Here is a 22,286-nt window from a genome sequence, read left to right as displayed (position 1 = left end):
AGGGTTGACCTGTAAAAGCCACAGGCACAACAGGAGTTAACACCATGGCACTAAAACTGGTTCTGGCCAGCGGCAACCCCGGTAAGCTCGCCGAGTTATCCGACATTCTCGCCGACCTGGATGCCGAGGTGCTACCACAGTCAGAGTTTGACGTTCCCGATGCCGTCGAAGACGGCCTTAGCTTTGTAGAAAACGCCTTGATCAAAGCCCGTCACGCCGCCCGTCACAGCGGCTTACCGGCTCTGGCCGACGACTCGGGGCTGTGTGTTGACGCGTTGGGGGGAGCACCGGGCATTTATTCCGCCCGCTATGCCGGTACCCATGGCGACGATGAGGCCAACAACCGCAAGCTGCTGGCCAATCTCACCGGCGTCGACAATCGCCGTGCCCACTTCCACTGCGCCCTGGTGTTTGTCCGCCACGAAAATGACCCGGCCCCTATCATTTGCGAGGGTCTGTGGTGGGGTGAAATCGTCGACCAGGCCCGGGGGGACAACGGCTTCGGTTACGACCCGCTTTTCTACATACCCTCGCTGGGTTGCTGCTCGGCGGAGTTGCCCAAAGCGCAAAAAAACGCCGTCAGCCATCGCGGTCAGGCTCTTGCCAAGCTGCTGACACGCCTGCAGCAACGCTAGACCACGCCCCGTCATCAACCAGCCAGCGCCTATGATCCGTATTTGTCGCAATTGTGACGTAAGCGCGCCACCCCTATTCTGAGCGACCATTAAACGACTCTGTGGGTCCAGCGCTGCCGCCTATCGACTAAGCGCGAACCACACTGACGTGGAAATAGCGATGAATTTTTGGCGATTCGACACTGACAACCCGACACTGGGCGCGATGATAGAGGGTCAGAACGACCCACTATTGGTGACTCTGTCTATAGTGATCGCCTGCTTTGCCGGGGTCACCGTACTGGCACTGGCAGATCGCATTACCGCCGCCCGCGAGGCTGCCACCCGCGCCTGGTGGATTACCGGCGGCGCCGTGGCCATGGCCTGCGGCATGTGGTCCATGCACTTTACCGGGATGCTGGCCTTCGAACTGCCAGGGCACGACCACGGCGGCTACGATGCAGGCCTCACCCTGCTCTCATTGTTCCCCGCTGTTATCGGCAGCATGGTCGCCTTGCACTTTATTGCCGACGCCTCTACCAGGGGCTGGCGCTTGCAGCTGGGATCGCTGCTCCTCGCCAGCGGTATTGGCGCCATGCATTACACCGGAATGGAAGCCATGAGAATGCCCGGGCTGCGCTACGACTTCGGTCTGTTTGTGTTGTCCATCGCCATCGCCCATGTACTGGCCATTGCCGCACTGAGCATCCGCGCCAGACTCCGGGCCATGAGGATCATGCCGGAAAATGCCGTCAGCTACTTTGCCGGGCCGGTGGTTGGCCTTTCCATTGCCGGCATGCACTACACAGCGATGGCTGCGGCGCAGTTCCACCATGTCGGCGACGGCACCTCCCACGGCACCTTTTTGTCAGACGGCTCCATGGCCGCCAGCATCGGTATGTTCGCCGGGGTGATTCTGTTGCTGAGTTTGCTGGCCACCTGGATCGATCGCCAGGTAGGCTTTCAGCGCTTGCTGCAACTGGAGCGCATGGCCCATACCGACGCCCTGACCGGGCTGCCAAACCGGGTGATGCTGGATAACCAGCTGGAGACAGCTCTGCATCAGAACCGCTGTAACGACCACGGCTTTGCGCTGTTTTACTTTGACCTCAACAAATTCAAGCCGATTAACGACACCTACGGCCACGCCGCCGGTGATTTAATACTGCGCGAATTTGCTACTCGCCTGCAGAACTGCCTGCGCCAAAACGACTTGGCCGCCAGGGTGGGTGGCGATGAGTTCGTCGCCCTGTGCCGGGACATGCGCGATCCTGAATCGGCGGCCCGGATGGCTGAGCGGATTCTAAAAGCGCTGGAGAAGCCGGTAAAACTGAACCGTATCGAACTGCCGCTGAGCGTAAGCATTGGCATCAGCCTGTATCCCGCCGACGGCGACAGCGCCAAGGGTCTGAAAGACAAGGCGGACGACGCTATGTACCGGGCCAAAACAGGGGGGCTGGGCTACTGCTTTGCGGGCAATCACTTAAACCGCTCACTGGAAGATTACCAGCGCACCTCCAAAGCGATTATGGAGGCCATGGAGGCCTCCGACATTCAAGTGCTGTACCAGCCAGAGGTGGACCTCGCCACCGGTAATATCCGCAGCCTGGAGGCCCTGGTCCGCTGCCCCAGCAACAACTCGGTCACCGCCAGTGAATTTATCAGCTTAACTGACAGCAACGGGCTCAGCACCCAACTCAGTAGTCTGGTTTTGCAGGCGGTATGCCGCCAGGCCCGGGCCTGGCTGGACGACAATATCGACTTCGGCAAGGTGGCGGTCAATGTCAGTCCCGCGCAGTTCTCCCACCCGGAGTTTGCCAGACAGACCAAGAGTATTTTGCAGCAGTTTTCCCTGCCTGCAGAGCGCCTGGAGCTGGAGGTCAGCCACAAGGATTTGCAGAACAACAAGGCCGACCAGCTGCTACAGCTGGTGCAGTTGCGGGACTTGGGTGTCAGCTTGACGCTGGACCGGGTCGAGGACCTGTCCCTGGAGCGTATCAGTGAGTTACCCTTTCAGCGCCTTAAAATCGGTCGTGAGCTGATTGCCCAATCCGCCACCGCCCTCAATGCGGTTGCCAAAATTCGCGCCATTGCCGCGCTGGCCAACGCACTGAATCTGGATTTGAGTTGCAGCGGTATCGAAACCGAGGCGCAAAAAGACCTGTTGCTGGACGCCGGTTGTCACTCGGCCCAGGGCTATTATTTTTACATCCCCACCAGCGCCGATATCATCGCTTCCCTGATCAACAGCGACCAATCGACCGAAGTGGACTGGAAAGCCAGCTAAAGCCAGCGATAGTCGCAACTGGCGGCATCGAAGCCGTTGCACGCCGGCAGCCAGTGACGCTACTCTTGACGGCCTTTTATTAAAACGGGCCGCCACTGACACCATGCTGGAAACCGCCACCGTGGCTTTGGCCACCTTTTTTGCCACCATTGGCCCCCTGGATGTGGCCGCCATGTTCGCCGTTCTCACGGCCCGGGAAACTGGGGCTTACCGACGCACCATGGCGATTCGGGGTACGCTGATTGCCGGCGCCATACTGATCACCTTTGCCCTGGTGGGTGAGTTTCTGCTGTCCAGCCTGGGTATTTCCCTGGCGGCGCTGCGGGCAGCCGGGGGGATTCTGCTGCTGTTGATCGGTATCGAGCTGGTCTTCGCCCGCACCTCGGGGGTGACCACCACCACCGACGAGGAGGCCAAAGAGGCAGTGGCCAAGGACGATATTTCAGTTTTTCCTCTGGCGACACCACTCATCGCCGGTCCCGGTGCCATGGGCGCTGTGATTCTGCTGATGGCCAACCAGGAAGGCCACCTGCTGGGCCAGTTGATCGTGATGGCCGCGCTACTGATCACTCTGCTGCTGACTTTTATTGCCCTGCTGCTCTCCGGCAGGCTCAATCAGATACTGGGCGTAACGGGTATGCATGTGGTCAGCCGCATCATGGGGGTATTGCTGTCGGCGCTGGCGGTGCAGTTTATTTTCGACGGCATCAGCCAAAGCGGGCTGGTGCCGATCCAGGCTTAGGGTCAGGGCGGAGTCAGGGTTTAGGCTTAAACATGTGCGGTTTTATCGGCAATACCCATCAAGACAAGACCCTGACGCTGATCGAGATCATCAAAGACCGCCCCGATATGGTCGACATTATCCGCGAGGTCATTTTTGCCGGCCCGGCGTCGACCATCGACATGGTGGTGGAGCGCAATGGCGCGCCCCAGGTGGAGCAGGCTACTTGGTGGTTATTGCTGGAGCGGGGAGAAAACGGCCAGCTCCGCCCGTCGCGATACACCTCATTCAATACCCGCAGCGACAAACTCAATGTATCCCGCAGTGCCGGTTTTCAAGCCTATCGCCACAGTCGTTGCATCATCCCAGCCACCTACATCATCGAAGGTGAAGGGCCCAAGCAGGCGCGACGCTATCACCGCATTGAAGCGGTCGGGCAACAATTTGCCTTGGGCGGCTTATACCGGGAATGGCTAAATACCGACACCGGGGAAATACAGCGCTCCTGCAGTGTTATCACCACGCCGCCACACCCAGCCTGGCGGGACATTCACAGTAAATCGACGCCACTATTCCTGCCCAATGATCTGCAACTGCAGCGCCGCTGGCTGTCTCACGCTGTCACTGATGTCAGTGCTTTTGCGCCCTTACTAAGACCGAGTTTTCCGAGCCCCATTCGATGTGTACCCATCGAGAGGCCCGGTCAACAAACACCTCTAGGCGAGGCTTTTACACTGACGATGGGGTGACGGGGCAGCGGCGCCACCCACGCCCCCCAGAGTGCTCCGTGTTATTCAAAGATTGCTCCGCAGTCGTCGACATTGATATTTTCAAAGCCTTCGGTGCTGAAATTCAGCAGCAGAGTCAACAGACCATCGACAACCGACAGGGTGGGATTCAGCAAGCAGGCATCCAAGACATCGACAACCTCGCCGAGACCCGGCACCGAGCCCACGCCGTCGAGCAATGCGCTGGTCAGCGTACCCAAACCAAAGCCGATATCCGGCGCCCCTTCGCCAAAGGACGAGAAATCACCGGTAATCAACGCGCTGATCAGTTCTTCCACCGGCAGGGCGCCGCCATCGTCATTGGAGATCAAGGTCCCCAGGATGGGATCGACCACCAGGCCCAGGCCGTAAACCAGCGGCAACACAATGCCCGGGCCCTCGGCACCTGGGAAGCCACCACCGAGAGTCAGCACCGGCTCCAGGGTTTCGCACAGCTCGTTGGAGAAGCTGAGCAGGGCATCATCGGCCGCCGGCAATACCAGCACTGTTGAACCATCCACAGTACCGGGTTCGCCGTCACCCCGCTGGCCATCACTATTTTCGTCCAGGAAGGCATCGACGCAGGTCGTGCTCAGGCGCAGTAGACCATCGGCGCCCCAACAAGCCTTTGTGGTCAGAGCTGAAACTGGCAGCACCATTCGTTGGCGACACCACAATGCCACCGGTTTGATCGGTAATGTCGTCCAATCCCGTGCCCTCTGGAATTGCGGTTTGGCAAGCGGGAATGTCTGCCCAGGAGCCACTCCAAAAACCGGGTATAGCACTGAAGCGGATTTCGTCTTCACCGGTTACCGGGATAAGCATGGATTCACTACTTTTGGGGTCGTCCAACCAGGCCTGGGGGGTAGTGGCCACACCGGCGTGCTCGAACAACGCAAAGACTTCAAACTGCTGTCCGCCTTGCAAATACTGTGTCCCTGCGGACAAGGTGTCGACGACCTCCAACCGGCCAACGCAGGCAAAGGGGTCCACGTTTAAGGTATCCGGCTCGTCGGCATTGGACACCATAAACATCCGCAGCTCCACCAGCTCGCCGGGGTCGACCGCGTTAACCTGACGGCTTGCGGTCACCGGCTCGTCACTGGCGATATACGTCGCGGTGAGATTCAGGGTCGCTTCCTGGGCATTGGGCTGAGCCGTCAACAGCGTCTCAACACCCTGCTCAGGCACAGGGCGCGCGGTAGTCGGCACACTGGAAGACCATGTCACACTGCCTTGCGGGCACACCTCATAAGGGCCTTCGCCACCGTCGATTTCAGCAAAGCGACACAGAGCTCGATAGGCAATGCCATCGATGAAGCTATTGATATAGAGGGTGTCCGGCCCGTTGCTGTCATTGTTGACGCCATCGATCCGCACAATCTTAACGTCGTCCACCCGAGCCGCCACCAGGTCCAGACGCAGGTCGTCTTGAAGGGCATCCGCACTGCCGAAATTGCCAGTCACGGTACTGCTTGGAGACGGCGTCAGCTCAATCAGATCCCGGTAGGCAAAACGGTCGATAGTGGTAGCAAAACCCTGTACCGGATCGATTGGCGGCTCGCTGGAAAAGATGATGTCACTGCTGGCAGACCAGCTCGGTGCGCCGTTGTCATTACAAACAAACACTTCCGATGTTTGCTCGGGATTATTATCGCGGTTGTATTTGAGACGGGCAGCAAACTGCAAACGCTGTTCGGCCGGTACCTGAATGCTGTCGCTGTCCAGACCACGACAGCTTTCAACCAGTTCCGGTAACAAGAAGCCGGCATTGTCGCAGGGCGCAGCGGGTGGGTTGATCACGGTACAAATCTCGGCCGTGGTAAAGGTACCCGGCGTCAGCACCACTTCCAGCTCGCGAACACCGTCGGAGACCGCGCCAACACAATCGTTGTTGCTGTCGCCATCGATGGCAAACAGAGTGACACTGTGCGGCGGGTTATCGCCGTCGGCAGAGAAGGGGTTGCTGAAGGTGACATCCACTTCGCCATCCGATTGACTCACCGGCTGGTTTTCGGCGATGGCAGCCAGCGAGGAATCGCTGCTGCAAATGACGACGGTATGGGTCAGGTTCTCGGCAATGGTGGTATTGGTGAAATACTGCAGCAGCCGATAGCCGCTGGTCTGGGAGTCGTTGGGGTTGAGAGGGTCGAGGAGAATCGTCGTCTGTCCAACCAATTTCGGCTGACCGTCAGGTGTCGGCGGCACAATGGTAAAGTTACCACTGCGGCTGTACTCGCTCCCCGCCTTAACAAAGGTACCCACCAGACTGGAGGCAATAGCAGGCGCAGTGATACTGAGTCGCTCAGTGCTGAGAATATCCACCACTATGCCGTTGCGTACCGTTTCGCGAAAGGCCATCTGCCCGTTGTTGTCAGTGGCGATTTCCGCTTCTGGTGGCACACCGAGCCCTTCGGCCAGGGACCACTCCACTCGCTCGGTAATCACCTTGAATGGCCCCAGCTCAACACCATCAGTGGTGCGCGCCAACATTCGGGCTGAAATCTTGCTGGTGCCGGTGCCCGGCAGTACGGTACCGCCAATGAATTCCAATTGCAGTGTCGAAGGGTCTATGGATAAAGCCGGTCGATCGGGGCTCCGTGAATCACCGCCCCCACCGCAAGCGCTTAAAAAAACAGTGGATAGGAGCAATACGGCGACAAGGCGGGCAATCATCAGTGCTCTCCCTAGCTAGAAAAAGGTACGGGTGAATGGATGGAACAGGAAATTGCGTATTAAGGTACGTAGAAGCCCTTACCTCGTTAATAGGTATAACTACGTAATAAGTGGCGCAATCGGGGCAGAAACGGGGACTGGTTCACACTTTTTAATGCTGGTGCCTTAACAAGCCCAGCTACGGCTCTCACCGCAGGTCGACAATGAGAAAGTGCCTCCCTCACACATGCAGAGAAAAGGAGAGTGTTATGACAGTCATGTTACGACTTATCGCGATATCGATGTTGGCCTGGGGCAGTGTCGCCCTGGCGAATTCAACAAGCACTGCCAAGTCACCAAGTTACGACGCCCAGCTGTCAGATTACGCCTACCCCTTTGCTGTTAAGACCTTCCAGCTCCGCTCCCAGAACCAAGCCTTGCAAATGGCCTACATGTATTTGCCGGCAAAGGGAGAGCGCAAGGGGGTTATCACTCTTCTTCACGGCAAGAATTTCAACGGCGCCTACTGGCAAGACAGCGCGCTCTTTCTCAGCGAACAGGGCTTCGATGTATTGATGCCCGACCAGATTGGCTTCGGCAAATCCAGCAAACCCACCGACTACCAGTACAGCTTCGCCGCACTGGCCAACAATACCCGCGCCCTGTTGGACAAGCTGGACATCGACAAAACCTGGGTGCTCGGCCACTCCATGGGCGGCATGCTGGCGTCCCGCTTTGCCTTGCTCTACCCGAAGAGAACGGAACAGCTGATCCTCCTCAACCCCATCGGCCTGGAGGACTACCTTCGCTATGTGGAGTACAAGGACATCGGCTTCTTTTACCGCAATGAGCTCAAGGCCAGCGCCGAGGGGGTACTGGCCTACCAGCGCAAAAACTATTACGACGGACAATGGAAGGAAGATTACGCCGCACTGGCTGAACCGCTGATCGGCTGGATACAAGGCCCGGACTGGAAACAGCTGGCGCAGGTCAGCGCCCGGGCCTACGATATGATTTTTACCGGCCCGGTAATCAACGAATTTCAGCACCTGGCCGTGCCCACCACGCTGATTCTCGGCACCCGGGATCGTACCGGCCCCGGGCGCAACTGGAAGCGCGATGGCGTAACCCGTGAGCTGGGGCGTTACGATCGACTCGGCGCAGAAGTAAAAGCCCGCAACCCCAGCATTGAGCTGATCGAGCTAAAAGGCCTGGGCCACCTGCCCCATATTGAAGATTTCGCAACCTTCGCGGCAGCACTGTCCAACACACTTAACCCGGAAAAGTGAATCCAAAGCCATGACAAAGGCTAGGCCCTAGGCCGGCTGCTTTTTCAGCAACCACACCGCAATCAGCGTGGCCAGCAACTCAAACACTAATGCCCCGGAGGTGTAAGCGCTGAAATTGGCGGCCATCAACGCCCCCAGAGATCGAGCGATAAAGAGCCCCCCGGTGGCGAAGGCCAGGGCCGTCAAGGCGGGTTTTATCATCGCGCTGCGCAGTAGCCCCATCAGTGCCAGCACCCCCAACGCCGTCTGCAAACCGCCATACATGGCCTTGATCTCCACTGTGCCGGTGGCACTGGCCGCAGTGATCACATTCATGTCAGCCAGTGCCGTGGGCACCATAAAGCAGTACAGGCCGTAGCCCGCCCAGACCAATGCGGAAAACCCCAAAAATAGCTGTGTTGGCATATCCCCTTCCTTTTTTATAGTGATTGTTTGTTGAGCAGTTTAGGGCCACCGCCGGTGAATTGCACGATCCGGCACCGCGTGTAAATTAGGGCACTCTTTTGGTGTGGCGTTGTCTTGTAGTTTCAGTGTGAATGGCAACCGGCTATGCTGTGGGCCATTACCGACAATCATCGGGGGAGTTATGAAACGGATTCTTAAAATTGTTCTTGGGCTGGTGATCCTGCTGGTCGCCGTGGTGGTCTTCGCCATTGAGCCCATTGCCAAATGGGCGATCGAGAGCGAAGGCAGCAAGCAAGTCGGCGCGAAAGTGGAGGTGGACAGTGTCGACATCAAGTTCTACCCCACCCATGTGGCCCTCAATGGTTTAACTGTTGCCAACCCCAAGGAGCCCATGCGCAACCTGATGCAGAGTGAGAAGGTCTCCGCCGATGTGGATATCAAGGCACTGCTGAAAAAGCAGGTGATTGCCGATCAGGTGCTGCTGTCAGGCCTGCAAATGCACACCCAGCGCAGCACTCCCGGCACTCTGGACGGCAGCATGCCGCCCCCCAAGCCGGAGCAAAAAGAGGGTCTGCCCAGCATTGAATTGCCCGATGCCAGCGCCATCATGGACGAGGAAAAGGCCATCGTTCAGGCCGAGGTAGAAGAGATCGAGGCGGGCTTCAAGGCCATCCAAAATCGCTGGGAGGAGAAGTCCCAGAATATGCCGGAGGAGGCACAGGTAGAGGAGTACAAACAACGCTGGGAAGAGCTGAAAGAACAGAACATGGTGGTCCGGCTGCAGGGAGCCAAGGAGCTGCGGGACGATATCAAGGCAGAATTGAAGCAGTACAAGTCCTTTAATAAAGACCTGCAAGCCGATATCGCCGAGGTTCAGGCCCTGGCCAAGCGCGCCGCCAACCTGCCCAAAGCCCAATCCCAGCGCATTGCATCCAAGTACGGCCTCGATCAAGGCACCGATGGTATGCTGCGCTTCCTGCTGGGTGACGACGCCACCGCCATGGTGCAAAGCGGTTTAACCCTCTACAAACAAACCATGGCGGAGCTGTCCAAGCCCCCCGCCGAGCCAGAGCCCAGTACCGAGGGCGGCGAGCTGCCGGTCAATATCCTGATCCGGGAAATCCTTATCGACGGCTACCAGATGGTGGGCGAGGAAAAACTGGCCTACTCCGGTGAAATCCGCGACGTTACCGACAATCAGGACTACTGGAACAAGCCCATCACCATGGCCATCAAAGGCGGCATGGCAGAGAAGTCCCAGCTGCTGATCGATGGCGTGTTCGACCAGCGCGACGATATTCTCAAGAGCGTACTGACCATGGGCCTGGAGCAACTGTCGCTAAATGGCGTGGCGCTGTCCCAGAACCCGGCACTGCCGCTGACCTTGGAACAGGGCATCGCCGACATCGCCGCCAATTTCTCTATCGAGGGCGACAGCCTGTCGGGCTCCATCGATGGCCTGGTCAATCAAGTCAAACTACTGGTGGCCAACGCGGCAGAGGGCAACCCCACCATGCAGCGGCTGGCTTCGGCGCTGGAGGGGGTTAACCAGTTGGTGATGGACCTCAATGTTAAAGGCTCTGTGGACGACCCCATTATCCGATTGAAGTCCAACCTCGACCGGATTCTCGGCGACGTGCTGGGTGAAGAGCTCAAAGGCCGGGTCGACGAGCTTAAAGTTGAGTTGCAGGACAAGCTGCAAAGTCAGTATGGCGACCAGCTGGCCAGCTTGCAGCAGAAGAAAGACATCCTCGGCCAATACAGCCAGCTGCTGGGAGATCGGGAAGCCGCACTACAAGCGGTGATGAAGGAAATGCTGTAACAGCAACAAAAACGCCCGGCCCACAATAGCGGGCCGGGTAAGGGGTGGGGTATTACTGAACGGTGATTTTGCGGGGTGCTGCGGCCGCCGCCTTGGGAATGTGCAGCGCCAGGACGCCGTTTTCCACCTTGGCGGCAACCTGCTCCTCGTCCACCGTGTCGGGCAGGTTAAAGCGGCGCACAAATTGGCCTTGCCAGCGCTCGTTGATCGCAACCTTGGCCTCTTCGCCGTGGTCGACCTTGCGCTCGCCGCTCACCGTCAGCACTCCACTGTCGATGGTAATGTCGATGGATTCGCGACTGACGCCGGGCACATCCATGGTCAACAGGTAGCCAGCGTCGGACTCGACAATATCCACCGCTGGCGACCAACGGCCGGAGCTTGAATAGGGCTCGACGCGATTATCAAACAAGCGGTTAACATCACGCTGTAAATCATTAAACAATGCAAAAGGCAGATAGCTGTTCATGGTAAACACCTCCTATAAATCCAGGCTTAGCTGGATGCCTAACAGTTTGATTTAAGCGATCGCTGTTGCTTTAAATATGGGTACAGCAAAACCCTTTTCAAGATATCTGAAGCAAATTTTGAGCTTCGGAAAATCCCTATCTGCTACACTCACAGCAGATTTCACTCACTGAAAGAAATAAGGATAGAACTATGGCGATTCAAGTTGGTGATGCAATTCCCGAGATGAAGCTGAAAGTCATGGGCGAAAAAGGCCCCGAGGACATCGCCACCGGCGATATCTTCAACGGCAAGAAAGTTGTGCTGTTTGCAGTACCGGGTGCCTTTACCCCCGGCTGCACCGTGACCCACCTGCCCGGCTATGTGGTCAATGCCGACACCATCAAAGCCAAGGGCGTCGACACCATTGCCTGCGTATCAGTTAACGATGCCTTTGTCATGGACGCCTGGGGCAAATCCCAAAACGCCGATGAAATCCTTATGCTGGGCGATGGCAACGGCGACTTCACCAAGGCCGTGGGCCTGGAGATGGACGCCAGCGGCTTTGGCATGGGCACCCGCAGTCAGCGCTACGCCATGATTGTGGAAAACGGCAAAGTGACTCACCTGGCGGTGGAACCTGCCGGTGGTGTTGACGTCAGCGCGGCAGAAAAAATCCTCGAACAGCTGTGACCCAAACCCCGCACACACCCCGTGTGCTGATCTTCGATTCCGGCGTCGGCTCACTGAGCATCGGCGCCGAAATTCATCGACAACGCCCCGATATCGACCTGCTCTACATTATGGACCGCGGGGGCTTTCCCTACGGCGAATGGCAGGAGGCGGCATTGGTAAAGCATATTTGCCGCGAAGTCACTGCCGTGCTCGCCGAGGAGCCCGCCGACCTGTTGGTCATGGCCTGCAACTCTGCCAGTACCGCGGTGTTGCCCGCTCTGCGGGCATCCTTGAGCATTCCCGTGGTGGGCGTGGTACCGGCCATTAAACCCGCGGCAGCCATGAGCCAAAGCGGGGTGATCGGCCTGCTGGCCACCCCCGGCACCATTGCCCGCCCCTATACCGCCCAGCTGATCGAGGATTTCGCCCGCGAGCACTGCGTTATTGCGGTGGGCAGCAAAGAGTTAGCTCCGGCAGTGGAAGCCTTGTTCTGGGGGGAGCCGGTGGCCGAAGCGGTATGGCAGCGCGCCGTCGCCGAACTACAGCAACACCCGCGCTTTCCAGAGCTGGATACCCTGGTGCTGGCCTGCACTCACTTTCCGCTGGTCAAAACTCAGCTCGCAGCGCACCTGCCGCCGTTGCAGTGGGTAGATTCTGGTGAGGCTATCGCCCGGCGGGTGGATCATTTGCTCTGCGAGGCCGGGTGGCCAAGGCTCACCGCGCAACAAGACGTGCAACAAGGCAAGCAAGAGGCGCGAGTGTTGGGGATAGATCGAGCCAGTAAGGCGCTATTGGCGAAACTTGAGCAACGCCAGGTCCAATTTACTGGCCGTTAAAGGCCTCGACTTCCCGGTCGTAGGCAGAAATCGCCTCACTGATAGCCGCCATGGCCTCATTGTACTGCTGGCGACGGCGATCCTGGCGCAGGATATTGTCGTGCCCGGTGCCCTTGGCGGTTTTCTCCATGGCATCCAGGCACAAAATAAAACGATCCAGGTCGCGCAGGTAGGCATCCAATTGCTTGCGGGCCACCAGCATTTGTTCCCGGTCGCTGCTGGCGCCATCCGGCAGCTGCAGTTTGCCGGGTTCCGGCATCACACAGGCGGCAAACAGCGAAGGCGAAAAACAAAGAAGCAACGTCAGCGCGGCGGCGATTCGTCTCATAGTGTCGAAAACTTGATTATTGGGAATGCCGTCGCAGTATAACCCAGGGAGTGCGGCGTACATAAAAAGCGATGTACACCCTACGGCTGCAATGTACCTCGGAACCATCTACCGATACTAACCCGCCCGGTAGGGCGGACACGGTGTTTCGTGTCCGCCGTTCCCTAGGTGGGTTGTTAAACCCAACAACCGGGGCTATGTAGCACCCATGTTGGGTTTCATGCTTCAACCCAATCTACAGGGATTTGGGATCAAAGCCGCCGGCGTAGAACTGACCAAACCATTTGCGGAACTTGGCAATGGGCCCATCGCCGTCACACAGAATCGGCAGGGGGCGGTAGATCTTGTGCTCCCAAATCGGCTTGTCTTCTTCCAGCTGGCCGACGATATTGGCGATGATGGCGGCGTTAACGCCGCCCTTTTTCACTTCACCGTCCACTTTGGGCTGGGTAAAGGCAAAGCGCACATGCACCTGCTCTTCGCTGATGGGAGTGGTCAGCCCCATCAGGAAGGTATCGGCAATCCCTTCAAACTTGGTAAAGCCCTGGCCGGGGCCGGCGCTACCGGTGTGAATCGCACCCTTCACCTCACCCCGAGGGGTGGGCATGTTGGCTTTTTGTAGACCGCGAGAGAACGGACCGTCGTAGGTGGTCTCCCACTCCGGGAAGGACGCGGTGCCGTGGACATATTTAAAGTGAGCGGGGTCGGCGGCGTTCTCCGCCATTTCCTGGTTGTGGGTGTCGATGATCCACTCGTAGCGCTCCAGTGGCGACCAGTCGCTGCTGTTGGCCTCGTCGTGCTCAATGACTTCCCACTTGGGTGACTCGCCATCGGGGTGGTACCAGGCCCAGATCACCTGATTGGTCTCCCGCAGCGGGAAGGACTTGAGGCATTTCTTGCCCTTGATTTTGGGAGGCATATTCTTGGCGTAGGGCACCTCGGCACACTCACCGTCGGGATTAAACTTCCAGGAGTGGAAAGGACAGACGATGTTCTCGCCCTCAATGCGACCGCCGCCCTTGCCGGACTGCTCGTGAATGCCGTGACCGAGGTGGGCACCCAGGTGGGGGCAGTAGGCCTCCATCAGCACGGCGCGACCGCTTTCCGTGCGGAACAGCACCAACTCCTGGCCAAAGTAGTGAACGGCTCGGGATTCACCCACAGCCAGCTCATCGGAATAGGAAACAGCAAACCAGCCAAAAGGCATGGGCATGGGGTAACGTTGAATGGCGACGGCAGTCATGGTGGTCTCTCCCTATTGAAGCCTGTGCGCCTCACTTTACCCCCCACCCCTCGCCAAACAATGACAAAAAGAGACAGAGCAATGGCAATTTCCGCCAGAGCGCGGCTCAGCGGGCGATTAGTCGCCCCACCAGCGCCGCATCTTGTCCATAAATACATCGGCACCGGTTTTAATCAGCGCCTCTTCCTGGGAGCCGGGCTGGGCACCAGAGCGGACAATCGCCTCCTGCACAGCGATCTCCTTGGCCATCTCTTCCATGGTCTGCTGCTCCACCGGCTCACCGTCGGGGGTTTCGATATCGCCCTCAGAGGCGGCAATAATCTGCTTGGCCTCATCGGAGTTGGGGTCGACCCCAGTGCGCGCCATCACCTCCAGCGCCGCATAGCGCTCGGCGGCCTGCTGGTCACTGATCGGTCTGCCCCGTTCGTCATAGGCTTGATCATTGGGCTGACCGGCAGTCTCCGGCGACTGCCCCATGCTGAGGCGGATCATCTTGGCTTCGTCGGAGGTGGGCGGTGCACCGGCCTCTTCAACAGCCCGCTCCACCGCTTTGGCACGGCCCAGTTCCCGGGCCGTGATGGCCGCGCCGAGGCGGTTGTATACCCCATAGGGCTTGGTTTGCTCAGCCTCGCTCTCTGCCGACTTGGCTTGCCCCGGCGGTACGTGCTCCGGTGTGTGAGCGGCCATGGCCACGGTACCTGCGGCTGCCAGCGCCGCCGCGATAAGGAATCGAATCATGTTTACTGCCCCCGAATCGACCCCATACGGTTGCCCGCGGGGCCTGTGTTAGACTTGTTGTATGACGACTGAAATACCGACACTGCAAGATCGCTTTGGCCGCACGGTGGACTACCTGCGCCTGTCGGTCACCGACCGCTGCGATTTCCGCTGTGTGTACTGCATGGCGGAGGACATGACCTTTCTGCCCCGCCAGCAAATACTCAGTCTCGAGCAACTTTACGATATTGCTCACAGCTTTGTCCGCCTGGGTGTGAAAAAAATACGTTTAACCGGCGGCGAGCCCCTGGTACGCAATAACGTCATCGAACTGATCAACCGGCTGGGCAAACTGGAGCAGCTTGAGCAGCTCCACCTCACCACCAACGGCGCCCGGCTGACCCAGTTTGCCGGCCCGCTCCGGGAGGCCGGTCTCACCGGCATCAATATCTCCATCGACAGTTTGCGCGCCGACCGCTTCAAGCAACTGACCCGCTTTGGCGACCTCGATAAGGTCATCGCCGGCATCGACGCTGCCCGGGCCCAAGACTTCCGCCGCATCAAGCTCAACGCGGTGATCCTTAAGGGCCGCAACGACGACGAAATCCTCGACCTGGTGGACTTTGCCCGGGACCGCGCCGTCGACCTCAGCTTTATCGAAGAAATGCCCCTGGGCCATATCGACGAACACAACCGGGCGCTCAGTTTCTGCAGCAGCGACGAAATTCGCGAGATCGTCAGCGCCCGCTATCCGCTGACCCCGACCACCGAGAGCACCGGCGGCCCCTCGCGCTATTACATGATGGCGGACAGCGCCAGCCGCATCGGCTTTATCTCTCCCCACAGCCACAACTTCTGCCACCTCTGTAACCGGGTGCGCCTCACCGTGGAAGGTCGCCTGCTGCTGTGTCTGGGCAACGAGCACTCCATGGACCTCAAGGCCATTGTCGACCGCTACCCCGGCGATCAGGCCCGCCTGGAGGCCGCCATTGTCGAGGCCATGGACCTCAAACCCGAGCGCCACCATTTCGATCTCGATGACGAACCCCAGATCGTGCGCTTTATGAATACCACTGGCGGCTAGCCGGTGGCCTGCCACCCCTCCAGCAAGGCACTGACCAAAGAGGCGCTGATTCAGGCACTGGCGCTGGATCCCCATGTGGAGGGAGGCTACTTTCGCCGCACCTACACTTCTCCGGTGACTGTCGCCCCAGTAGATAGCGCCCCAGTAGAGACTGCCCCGGTGGATACCGATTCCGGCAAAGCGGCGATGAGCAGTATTTTCTATCTGCTCACCGAAGACAGCCCGGTGGGCCATCTTCACCGCAACCGCTCCGATATCCTGCACTTCTGGCAGGCTGGCGACCCACTCCGCTACACTCTGCTCTCTCCAGAGGGCGAACTACGTACAGTGATAGTGGGCCCCAATGTGGTGGCGGGCCAGCAATTACAGCTGCTGGTCCCCGGCGGCACCTGGAAGGCCTCAGCACTGATGGCGGAGCACAGTAGTGCCGGCTACGGACTGATCAGTGAAGCGGTGTGCCCGGGCTTTGATTTTGCCGACCACAGCATGGCCGACGCTGAGCAGATCAAGCGCCGCTATCCACAGCACTGGCCAACACTGGCGTCCCTGGTGCGCCCCTGAAAATTGCGACTAAAAAACAACAAGACGACCCGTTTATGAGCCACAGCAATCCCGCCCGCAACAACATCGATAGCCTGATCGCGAATCTGGCGGAGCAGGGCTATATCGCCAGCGAGGCCATCGCCACCACCCTCTATCTGGCGCAACAGCTTCAGCGCCCGATCCTGATAGAGGGGCCACCCGGGGTGGGCAAAACCGAGCTGGCCAACGCCACCGCCGCCATGCTGGAACTACCCCTGCACCGCCTGCAATGCTACGAAGGCCTGGACGAAAGCAAGGCGCTTTACGATTGGAAATACAGCAAGCAATTGCTGTATGTGCAGGTGCTCAAGGAACAGCTGGCAGAGATTCTCGGCGGCGCCGACACCTTGAGTTCAGCGGTGGATCGCCTGCATGGCTTCGACGATATTTTCTACTCCGAGCGCTTTTTGGAGCCGCGCCCCCTGCTCAAGGCCTTGCAAAGCGATGCCGGCGCGGTATTGCTGATCGACGAGATCGACAAGGCCGACTACGAGTTCGAATCCCTGCTGCTGGAAATCCTCGCCGACTTCCAGGTCAGCATCCCCGAAATCGGCCGTTTGGGCGCCAAGGTACCGCCGCTGGTAATGCTGACCAGCAACAATACCCGGGATCTCAGCGATGCCCTCAAACGCCGCTGCCTACACCTCTACATTCCCTTTCCCGAGACCGCCCTGGAGCAGCGCATCGTCCAGAGCCGGGTGCCGGATGTGCCCGAGCAACTGCGCAAGCAGCTGGTGGAATTTGTCCACAACGTGCGCTCCCTGGACCTAAAGAAGCAGCCCGCCATTAGCGAGACCATCGACTGGGCCCGGGGCCTGATTTTGCTTCATGCCGAGCACCTTGACCGCCAGCTGGTCAGCGACAGCCTCAATCTATTGCTCAAGTACGAAGAGGACATCGCCATCGTCACCCCGGAAATTCCCGACCTCCTCAAGGGACACCGGCCGGGGGCGTAATGGACGCACCGCTGCTGCAGTTTATTCGACACCTGCGCCACCACGGCGTGGCGGTGTCGCCCTCGGAAACCCTCGACGCCATGCAGGTCGCCGCAGCGCTGGGTTATGCCGACCGCAGCCTGCTCTACCACGGGCTGCGCACCAGCCTGGCCAAATCCGAGGAAGATCAGGAAGCCTTTGCCCGCTGCTTCGGCCAGTTTTTTCAGTTTGATCCCTCCCCAACGGCAGGCAACGACACCGAATCTGCCGATGGCGAAGCTCGCGAGGATGCCGAGGGCGATACCCCGGACGAGCCCGGCAATGGCGATGGCGGCGGGCAGAGCCAGGGCGGTGGCGGCGGTATGGGCCTCAGCGAGCGGGATAACCAGGAGGCCTTCGCCGAAGTGATGCAGGCCGCCGCCGACGTGGGCCTGGAGAATATGACCCTGTCCACCCAGCGGGGCATCTACCGTATGCGCATGCTGGACGCCCTTAATGACAAGCAGCGGCGGGCACAGATCGCCGAGTTAGAGGCTGGCGATGCCGAACAGCAAGCCCAAGCTCAATGGCTGCAGGGCCAGCGGGACGCGCAACTGGAGATGATCCAGGCACTGATGGATCGCCAGTTGTTGCTGAACAATAACGCCGCCAGCCGCGCCTACCAGGAACAGCTCATACAACAGAGCAATATCGCCGCCCTGGACCGCTACTACCGCGACCGGCTGCCGCCGCTGATCCGCAAACTGGCCAAAAAGCTGGCCGCCAAACACCGTCAGCGCCATCGCCGGGCCAAGCGGGGCAAGCTGGACGTGGGCAAAACCCTGCGCCGCAGCATTGCCTACGACGGTATTCCCTTTGAACGCCACTGGCGCAATACCCGGCGGGAAAAAAGCGATATCTATGTGCTCTGTGACCTCAGCGGCTCGGTAAGCAGCTGGTCGGAAGTGCTGTTGTTGTTTGTGCAGTCTCTGGCCGGGGTGCTGCCCCACACCCGCACCTTTGTATTCTGCGGCCCCAGCGTGGAGGTCAGCGAGCTGTTCAAACAGCACGACCCCGACACCGCGCTGGCGCTCATCCAACAGCGCCACGGCATGGGCGCCAGTGACTACGGCGCCGCCCTGCGCACCTTTCGGGACCAGGTCATCGACACGGTGAACCGCCGCTCCACGGTGATTATCCTCGGCGACGGCCGCAACAACGGCGGCGACCCAGGCCTGGAGGCCCTGCGGGAGTTATATCTGCGCTCGCGGCTGGTGCTGTGGTTCAATCCCGAGGCCCGCAGCCGCTGGCAGTCCGGTGACTCTGAGATTCGCCGCTACCAGACCGCCTGCCACTATGTGGCCGAATGTGGCAGTGTGCAGAAACTGGAACGCTTATTGGATGGTCTATTAACCTTATTGCTGTGATCAGCCCCCTTTCCCAACCGGCCTAAACACCATGAACAAGTTCAATCGTTTTATCAGTCAGTCCTTTGTCGGCGGCGTGTTGGTCATCGCCCCCATCATTATTTTTCTGCTGGCCTTTCGCTGGGCCATCAATGCGGTGCGGGGCTTGATTCAGCCACTCACGGCGCCGCTGATCAAACTGACCGGGGCACCGCCACTCTTTATCGATTTGCTGGTGGTGGCACTGATTATCCTGGTGTGCTTCCTGGTGGGTACGCTGATCGCCACCAATGTCGGCCGCTTGGCGCAACATTACCTGGAGAACAAGCTGTCCCGTTTTGCCCCAGGTTATCGGCTGATCCGCGACATTATCAAACAGGTGCTGGGCAACGACGCCGACTCCCCCTTCAAGCGCGGCGAGGTGGCCATCGTCCAACTCTACGGCCTGCAATCACCGGCGCGGGTTACCGGCATCGTCACCAGCCGTCATGGCAACGGCTGGTACTCGGTGTTTGTCCCCACTGGCCCCAACCCCACCTCGGGCTTTATCTACCACTTGCCTGAGGAGTGTGTGGAACTGCGCCCCGATATCAAATTGGACGCCGCCTTTAAATCCATTATTGCCTGTGGCGCTGGCTCGGCAGATTTGGGAGTAACCCGAGGCTTTGCCGGGCACAAAGAGATGACTACCGAACACGCCGGCTAAGGCAGCGGTGGGTAAGAAAAAACAGGGTAGGAAATAGACAGGTAGAAAACAGAGAGCGACAGACAAAAAAAAGGCGCCCAGTGGGCGCCGAATACTTACCTAGAGTAGGAGACTTCGAAAGCTTAGAAGTCGGCTATACGAGAAAGTTCCTCAGCACTGGGCGCAAACCAATAACTTCCGGTCACCGGCGTCGACATTTCGGTCAGACGATCGTGCACACCATCGCCACTGGTGCCAAACATACTGGCCAGTATCCGCTCGTAGCGCTCGATATCCCGGCTGAAGGCCAAAAAGTACAGGCCACTTTCCGTCACACCGCCATAGGGCACACTGCGGCGGTAGAGCTTCTGGCCCACACCGTCTACCTTGACGTCGCTACGGCTGACGTGGGAGTTATCCGGCATGGCATCGCCCTTGAGTTCGACGCTGTCCAGCTTGGTGCGGCCGATCATCTTTTCCTGGTCGGCCTGGGACAGGGCATGCATGGCGTCCAGCTTGTGAATCCACTGCTGGGAAAACACATAGCTGCCGCCGGCACCGGGTTCACCGTCGGGAATCAACGCCACTTCTTTTTGCTCATCGCCCTCGGGGTTTTCAGTGCCATCGACAAAGCCGGACAGGTCCCGGGAGTCCCAGTAGAAAAAGCCATTTTTATCCAACAGCGGCTCGGCCACCGCCGTCAGGGCTCGATGGGCGGCCAGCGCGGCGTCAAAGTTGGCACTGTGGTTGTCGCCGTGGAACCAGATAAAAATATCCCGCTGGGTGGCCGGTGCCACGGTGTCGCCTTTGCCCGCACCGGCAAAGGACCGCAGCCCTTTCGGTGCGTCGCCATCGAGCCGGGCCCAGCAGTCGGCACCAAAGGCCCACACCACATTGACCGGGCTCTGCTGGCCGGTTAGCTCGGTCACCTCGGCGGTCTGCCCTTCCCCGCGCACGGCGGCGCCCAGGGCCCGGCACAGGCTGGCGTCATCGACCCCGTCCTTCAGTTGATACTCGAGCAGCATGTGGGAGTGGGTGCGCTCGGCAAAGATGCCGGGCTGAGGCGTGGGCATGGGGAGTCTCCTGTCTAATCTCATTTCCTTATAATTATTAGGTGTATGCCAGTTGCTGACAATAGCGTCTTGTTCCTTTAGGGGCGCGGATTTACACTGGGCAGCCTTTAAATTGTGGTCGCTGGCAACATGTCGGCATGGGCCCACTGAGGACAACACATTGTCGAGCAAGCTTGATCAACGACTGGCCTTTTTGGGCGAGGCACCACAACAGGCATTACTGACCCGGCTGTGCCGGGGCATCGAAAAAGAGAGCCTGCGCATGGACGGCGAGGGCATACTGGCACAAACGCCCCACCCCGCCGCCTTTGGCTCCCCCATGAGCCACCCGTCGATCACCACCGACTTTTCCGAGGCGTTGCTGGAATTTATCACCCCGGTTAGCACCTCCATCGGCGCCACCCTGGGAGAGCTGGAGGCCATCCACCGTTTCGCCTACGCCGAACTTCAGGGCGAATCCCTGTGGAACGCCAGCATGCCCTGTCGTCTCAGCGAACAGGACGACGAGATCCCCGTCGCTCAATACGGCAGCAGCCATCCCGCCACCATGAAGACCCGCTACCGGCTGGGACTGGGCCACCGCTACGGTCGCAAAATGCAGACTATCGCCGGCATTCACTACAACTTCTCACTGCCACCGGCGCTGTGGCAAGCCCTGCACGACTTTGAAGGCAACGGCCACTCACAACAGGACTATGTGACCGAGCGCTACTTCAGCCTGATCCGCAACTTCCGCCGCTGGTGCTGGCTGCTGGTCTACCTGTTTGGCGCGGCGCCGGCGGTATCCCGTTGCTTCCTCAACGGCCGGCCCCACAGCCTGGAAGACTTCGATTCCCACACACTGTATCTGCCCTACGCCACCTCGCTGCGGATGGGCGATCTGGGCTACCAAAGCGACGCCCAGAAAAACCTCAATATCTGCTACAACCGGCTGGATAACTACATCGAAACCCTGCGGGGCGCGATTACCACCTCCCACCCGGATTACGAGCGCTTCCCCGCCGACGAGCAGTTGTCCACCGGGCTGCTGCAAATCGAAAACGAGTTCTACAGCCCCATTCGTCCCAAACGGGTTACCGCGTCCGGCGAGATCCCTCTGGGCGCTCTGCGCCGCGGCGGCGTGGAATACATTGAAGTGCGCTGCCTGGACGTCAACCCGCTGCTGCCCATGGGCATCGACGCCCAGCAGATCCGTTTTTTGGACAGCTTCCTGCTCTACTGCCTGATCGAAGACAGCCCGGAGTGCGACGACGCCGACAACCTGGCGGTGATCGACAATCTGCTGGATGTGGTCAACCGGGGCCGTGAGCCGGGGCTGACCCTGCGCCACAATGGCGATTCCTTAACCCTGAGCCAGTGGGCCGACAGACTACTGGACGGCATTAGTGCCGTTGCCGAACAGCTGGATGCCGCCCACGGCGGCCACGACTATCGCGCTGCCTGCAACGCCCAGCGCGACAAAGTCCGCGACCCGGCACTGACGCCCTCGGCGCAGATACTCTCCGCCATGAAGCGGGACCAGCAATCCTTCTTCGCCTTTGCCATGGACCAGTCCCAACAACATGCCGAGCAGCTGCGCCAGCGGCCACTGGACGCCGCCGAAAATCAGCGATTTGCGTCAATGCGGGAGCAGTCCCTGGTCGAGCTTAGGGAGGCCGAAGCCCAGTCCACCGGCACCTTCGATGATTACCTGGCCCGTTTTTACAAACAGTACGACGACTTGTAGGCGGGGCCGG

Annotated in this window: 22 protein-coding genes; 14 read left to right on the top strand and 8 right to left on the bottom strand. The window is 59.2% G+C overall.

Annotation, left to right across the window (positions count from 1 at the left end):
• Positions 1-44: 44 nt before the first annotated feature.
• From rdgB to I6N98_RS00605, 4 genes are all read left to right on the top strand, one after another.
• A complete protein-coding gene (rdgB, locus tag I6N98_RS00620) occupies positions 45-635 on the top strand; it encodes an RdgB/HAM1 family non-canonical purine NTP pyrophosphatase (RefSeq protein ID WP_198569908.1) in 591 nt (196 codons plus the stop codon).
• Positions 636-795: 160 nt separating this feature from the next.
• On the top strand, positions 796-2,901 hold the full coding sequence (locus I6N98_RS00615; protein ID WP_198569907.1) for a putative bifunctional diguanylate cyclase/phosphodiesterase: 2,106 nt from the start codon (positions 796-798) through the stop codon (positions 2,899-2,901).
• A 121-nt stretch (positions 2,902-3,022) separates the two neighbouring features.
• Positions 3,023-3,643: a MarC family protein gene (locus tag I6N98_RS00610; protein ID WP_232787416.1), complete on the top strand. Its 621-nt coding sequence runs from the start codon at positions 3,023-3,025 to the stop codon at positions 3,641-3,643.
• Positions 3,644-3,675: 32 nt separating this feature from the next.
• Positions 3,676-4,371, top strand: a complete 696-nt coding sequence (locus tag I6N98_RS00605) for an SOS response-associated peptidase family protein (RefSeq protein WP_198569906.1) — start codon at positions 3,676-3,678, stop codon at positions 4,369-4,371.
• A gap of 41 nt (positions 4,372-4,412) precedes the next feature.
• Here the strand turns inward: I6N98_RS00605 and I6N98_RS00600 are convergent, their stop codons facing one another.
• Both I6N98_RS00600 and I6N98_RS00595 read right to left on the bottom strand, forming a co-directional pair.
• Positions 4,413-5,048, bottom strand: coding sequence for a hypothetical protein (locus I6N98_RS00600; RefSeq protein WP_198569905.1), 636 nt, complete (start codon positions 5,046-5,048; stop codon positions 4,413-4,415).
• Positions 4,945-7,065 (bottom strand): hypothetical protein, encoded by a 2,121-nt coding sequence (locus I6N98_RS00595; RefSeq protein WP_198569904.1) that lies wholly within the window; start codon positions 7,063-7,065, stop codon positions 4,945-4,947. The genes I6N98_RS00600 and I6N98_RS00595 overlap by 104 nt, the downstream gene beginning before the upstream one ends.
• A gap of 248 nt (positions 7,066-7,313) precedes the next feature.
• Between I6N98_RS00595 and I6N98_RS00590 the strand changes: the two genes are divergently transcribed.
• On the top strand, positions 7,314-8,333 hold the full coding sequence (locus I6N98_RS00590; protein ID WP_232787415.1) for an alpha/beta fold hydrolase: 1,020 nt from the start codon (positions 7,314-7,316) through the stop codon (positions 8,331-8,333).
• A gap of 27 nt (positions 8,334-8,360) precedes the next feature.
• Here the strand turns inward: I6N98_RS00590 and I6N98_RS00585 are convergent, their stop codons facing one another.
• Positions 8,361-8,738 (bottom strand): DUF4345 family protein, encoded by a 378-nt coding sequence (locus I6N98_RS00585; protein WP_198569903.1) that lies wholly within the window; start codon positions 8,736-8,738, stop codon positions 8,361-8,363.
• A 181-nt stretch (positions 8,739-8,919) separates the two neighbouring features.
• Between I6N98_RS00585 and I6N98_RS00580 the strand changes: the two genes are divergently transcribed.
• Positions 8,920-10,560 (top strand): TIGR03545 family protein, encoded by a 1,641-nt coding sequence (locus I6N98_RS00580; protein WP_198569902.1) that lies wholly within the window; start codon positions 8,920-8,922, stop codon positions 10,558-10,560.
• 52 nt (positions 10,561-10,612) lie between these two features.
• On the opposite strand, the gene I6N98_RS00575 is transcribed toward I6N98_RS00580, so the two are convergent.
• Positions 10,613-11,029, bottom strand: coding sequence for an Hsp20/alpha crystallin family protein (locus I6N98_RS00575; protein ID WP_198569901.1), 417 nt, complete (start codon positions 11,027-11,029; stop codon positions 10,613-10,615).
• 191 nt (positions 11,030-11,220) lie between these two features.
• On the opposite strand from I6N98_RS00575, the gene I6N98_RS00570 reads away from it, so the two are divergent.
• The gene (locus I6N98_RS00570; RefSeq protein ID WP_198569900.1) at positions 11,221-11,700 is read left to right on the top strand and encodes a peroxiredoxin; all 480 of its coding nucleotides are present in this window, start codon (positions 11,221-11,223) and stop codon (positions 11,698-11,700) included.
• Complete coding sequence (gene murI, locus I6N98_RS00565) at positions 11,697-12,518, top strand: glutamate racemase (protein ID WP_198569899.1); 822 nt, start codon at positions 11,697-11,699, stop codon at positions 12,516-12,518. Before I6N98_RS00570 ends, murI begins: the two co-directional genes overlap by 4 nt.
• On the opposite strand, the gene I6N98_RS00560 is transcribed toward murI, so the two are convergent.
• The 3 genes from I6N98_RS00560 to I6N98_RS00550 form a co-directional block, all read right to left on the bottom strand.
• Complete coding sequence (locus I6N98_RS00560) at positions 12,505-12,846, bottom strand: hypothetical protein (protein ID WP_198569898.1); 342 nt, start codon at positions 12,844-12,846, stop codon at positions 12,505-12,507. The two genes, murI and I6N98_RS00560, sit on opposite strands and share 14 nt — an antisense overlap.
• A gap of 235 nt (positions 12,847-13,081) precedes the next feature.
• Positions 13,082-14,089, bottom strand: a complete 1,008-nt coding sequence (locus tag I6N98_RS00555; protein ID WP_198569897.1) for an aromatic ring-hydroxylating oxygenase subunit alpha — start codon at positions 14,087-14,089, stop codon at positions 13,082-13,084.
• A 117-nt stretch (positions 14,090-14,206) separates the two neighbouring features.
• Positions 14,207-14,827, bottom strand: a complete 621-nt coding sequence (locus I6N98_RS00550; RefSeq protein ID WP_198569896.1) for a hypothetical protein — start codon at positions 14,825-14,827, stop codon at positions 14,207-14,209.
• Between the two features lie 61 nt (positions 14,828-14,888).
• Here I6N98_RS00550 and moaA point away from each other — a divergent pair, with 61 nt between their 5' ends.
• From moaA to I6N98_RS00525, 5 genes are read left to right on the top strand one after another with little or no spacing between them, the layout of a single operon-like run.
• On the top strand, positions 14,889-15,890 hold the full coding sequence (gene moaA, locus I6N98_RS00545; RefSeq protein WP_198569895.1) for a GTP 3',8-cyclase MoaA: 1,002 nt from the start codon (positions 14,889-14,891) through the stop codon (positions 15,888-15,890).
• Between the two features lie 3 nt (positions 15,891-15,893).
• Positions 15,894-16,451: a cupin domain-containing protein gene (locus tag I6N98_RS00540; RefSeq protein ID WP_198569894.1), complete on the top strand. Its 558-nt coding sequence runs from the start codon at positions 15,894-15,896 to the stop codon at positions 16,449-16,451.
• Between the two features lie 35 nt (positions 16,452-16,486).
• Entirely contained in the window at positions 16,487-17,428 is a 942-nt protein-coding gene (locus I6N98_RS00535) for an AAA family ATPase (protein ID WP_198569893.1), read from the top strand.
• The gene (locus I6N98_RS00530; RefSeq protein WP_198569892.1) at positions 17,428-18,813 is read left to right on the top strand and encodes a VWA domain-containing protein; all 1,386 of its coding nucleotides are present in this window, start codon (positions 17,428-17,430) and stop codon (positions 18,811-18,813) included. Before I6N98_RS00535 ends, I6N98_RS00530 begins: the two co-directional genes overlap by 1 nt.
• A gap of 31 nt (positions 18,814-18,844) precedes the next feature.
• The gene (locus I6N98_RS00525; RefSeq protein WP_198569891.1) at positions 18,845-19,498 is read left to right on the top strand and encodes a DUF502 domain-containing protein; all 654 of its coding nucleotides are present in this window, start codon (positions 18,845-18,847) and stop codon (positions 19,496-19,498) included.
• 122 nt (positions 19,499-19,620) lie between these two features.
• Here the strand turns inward: I6N98_RS00525 and I6N98_RS00520 are convergent, their stop codons facing one another.
• A complete protein-coding gene (locus I6N98_RS00520; protein ID WP_198569890.1) occupies positions 19,621-20,550 on the bottom strand; it encodes a Dyp-type peroxidase in 930 nt (309 codons plus the stop codon).
• A gap of 160 nt (positions 20,551-20,710) precedes the next feature.
• Here I6N98_RS00520 and gshA point away from each other — a divergent pair, with 160 nt between their 5' ends.
• Entirely contained in the window at positions 20,711-22,276 is a 1,566-nt protein-coding gene (gshA, locus tag I6N98_RS00515) for a glutamate--cysteine ligase (protein ID WP_198569889.1), read from the top strand.
• Positions 22,277-22,286: the final 10 nt, after the last annotated feature.

Source organism: Spongiibacter nanhainus (assembly GCF_016132545.1).
GTDB lineage: Bacteria > Pseudomonadota > Gammaproteobacteria > Pseudomonadales > Spongiibacteraceae > Spongiibacter > Spongiibacter nanhainus.
This window is presented reverse-complemented; position numbering and strand designations above follow the sequence as displayed.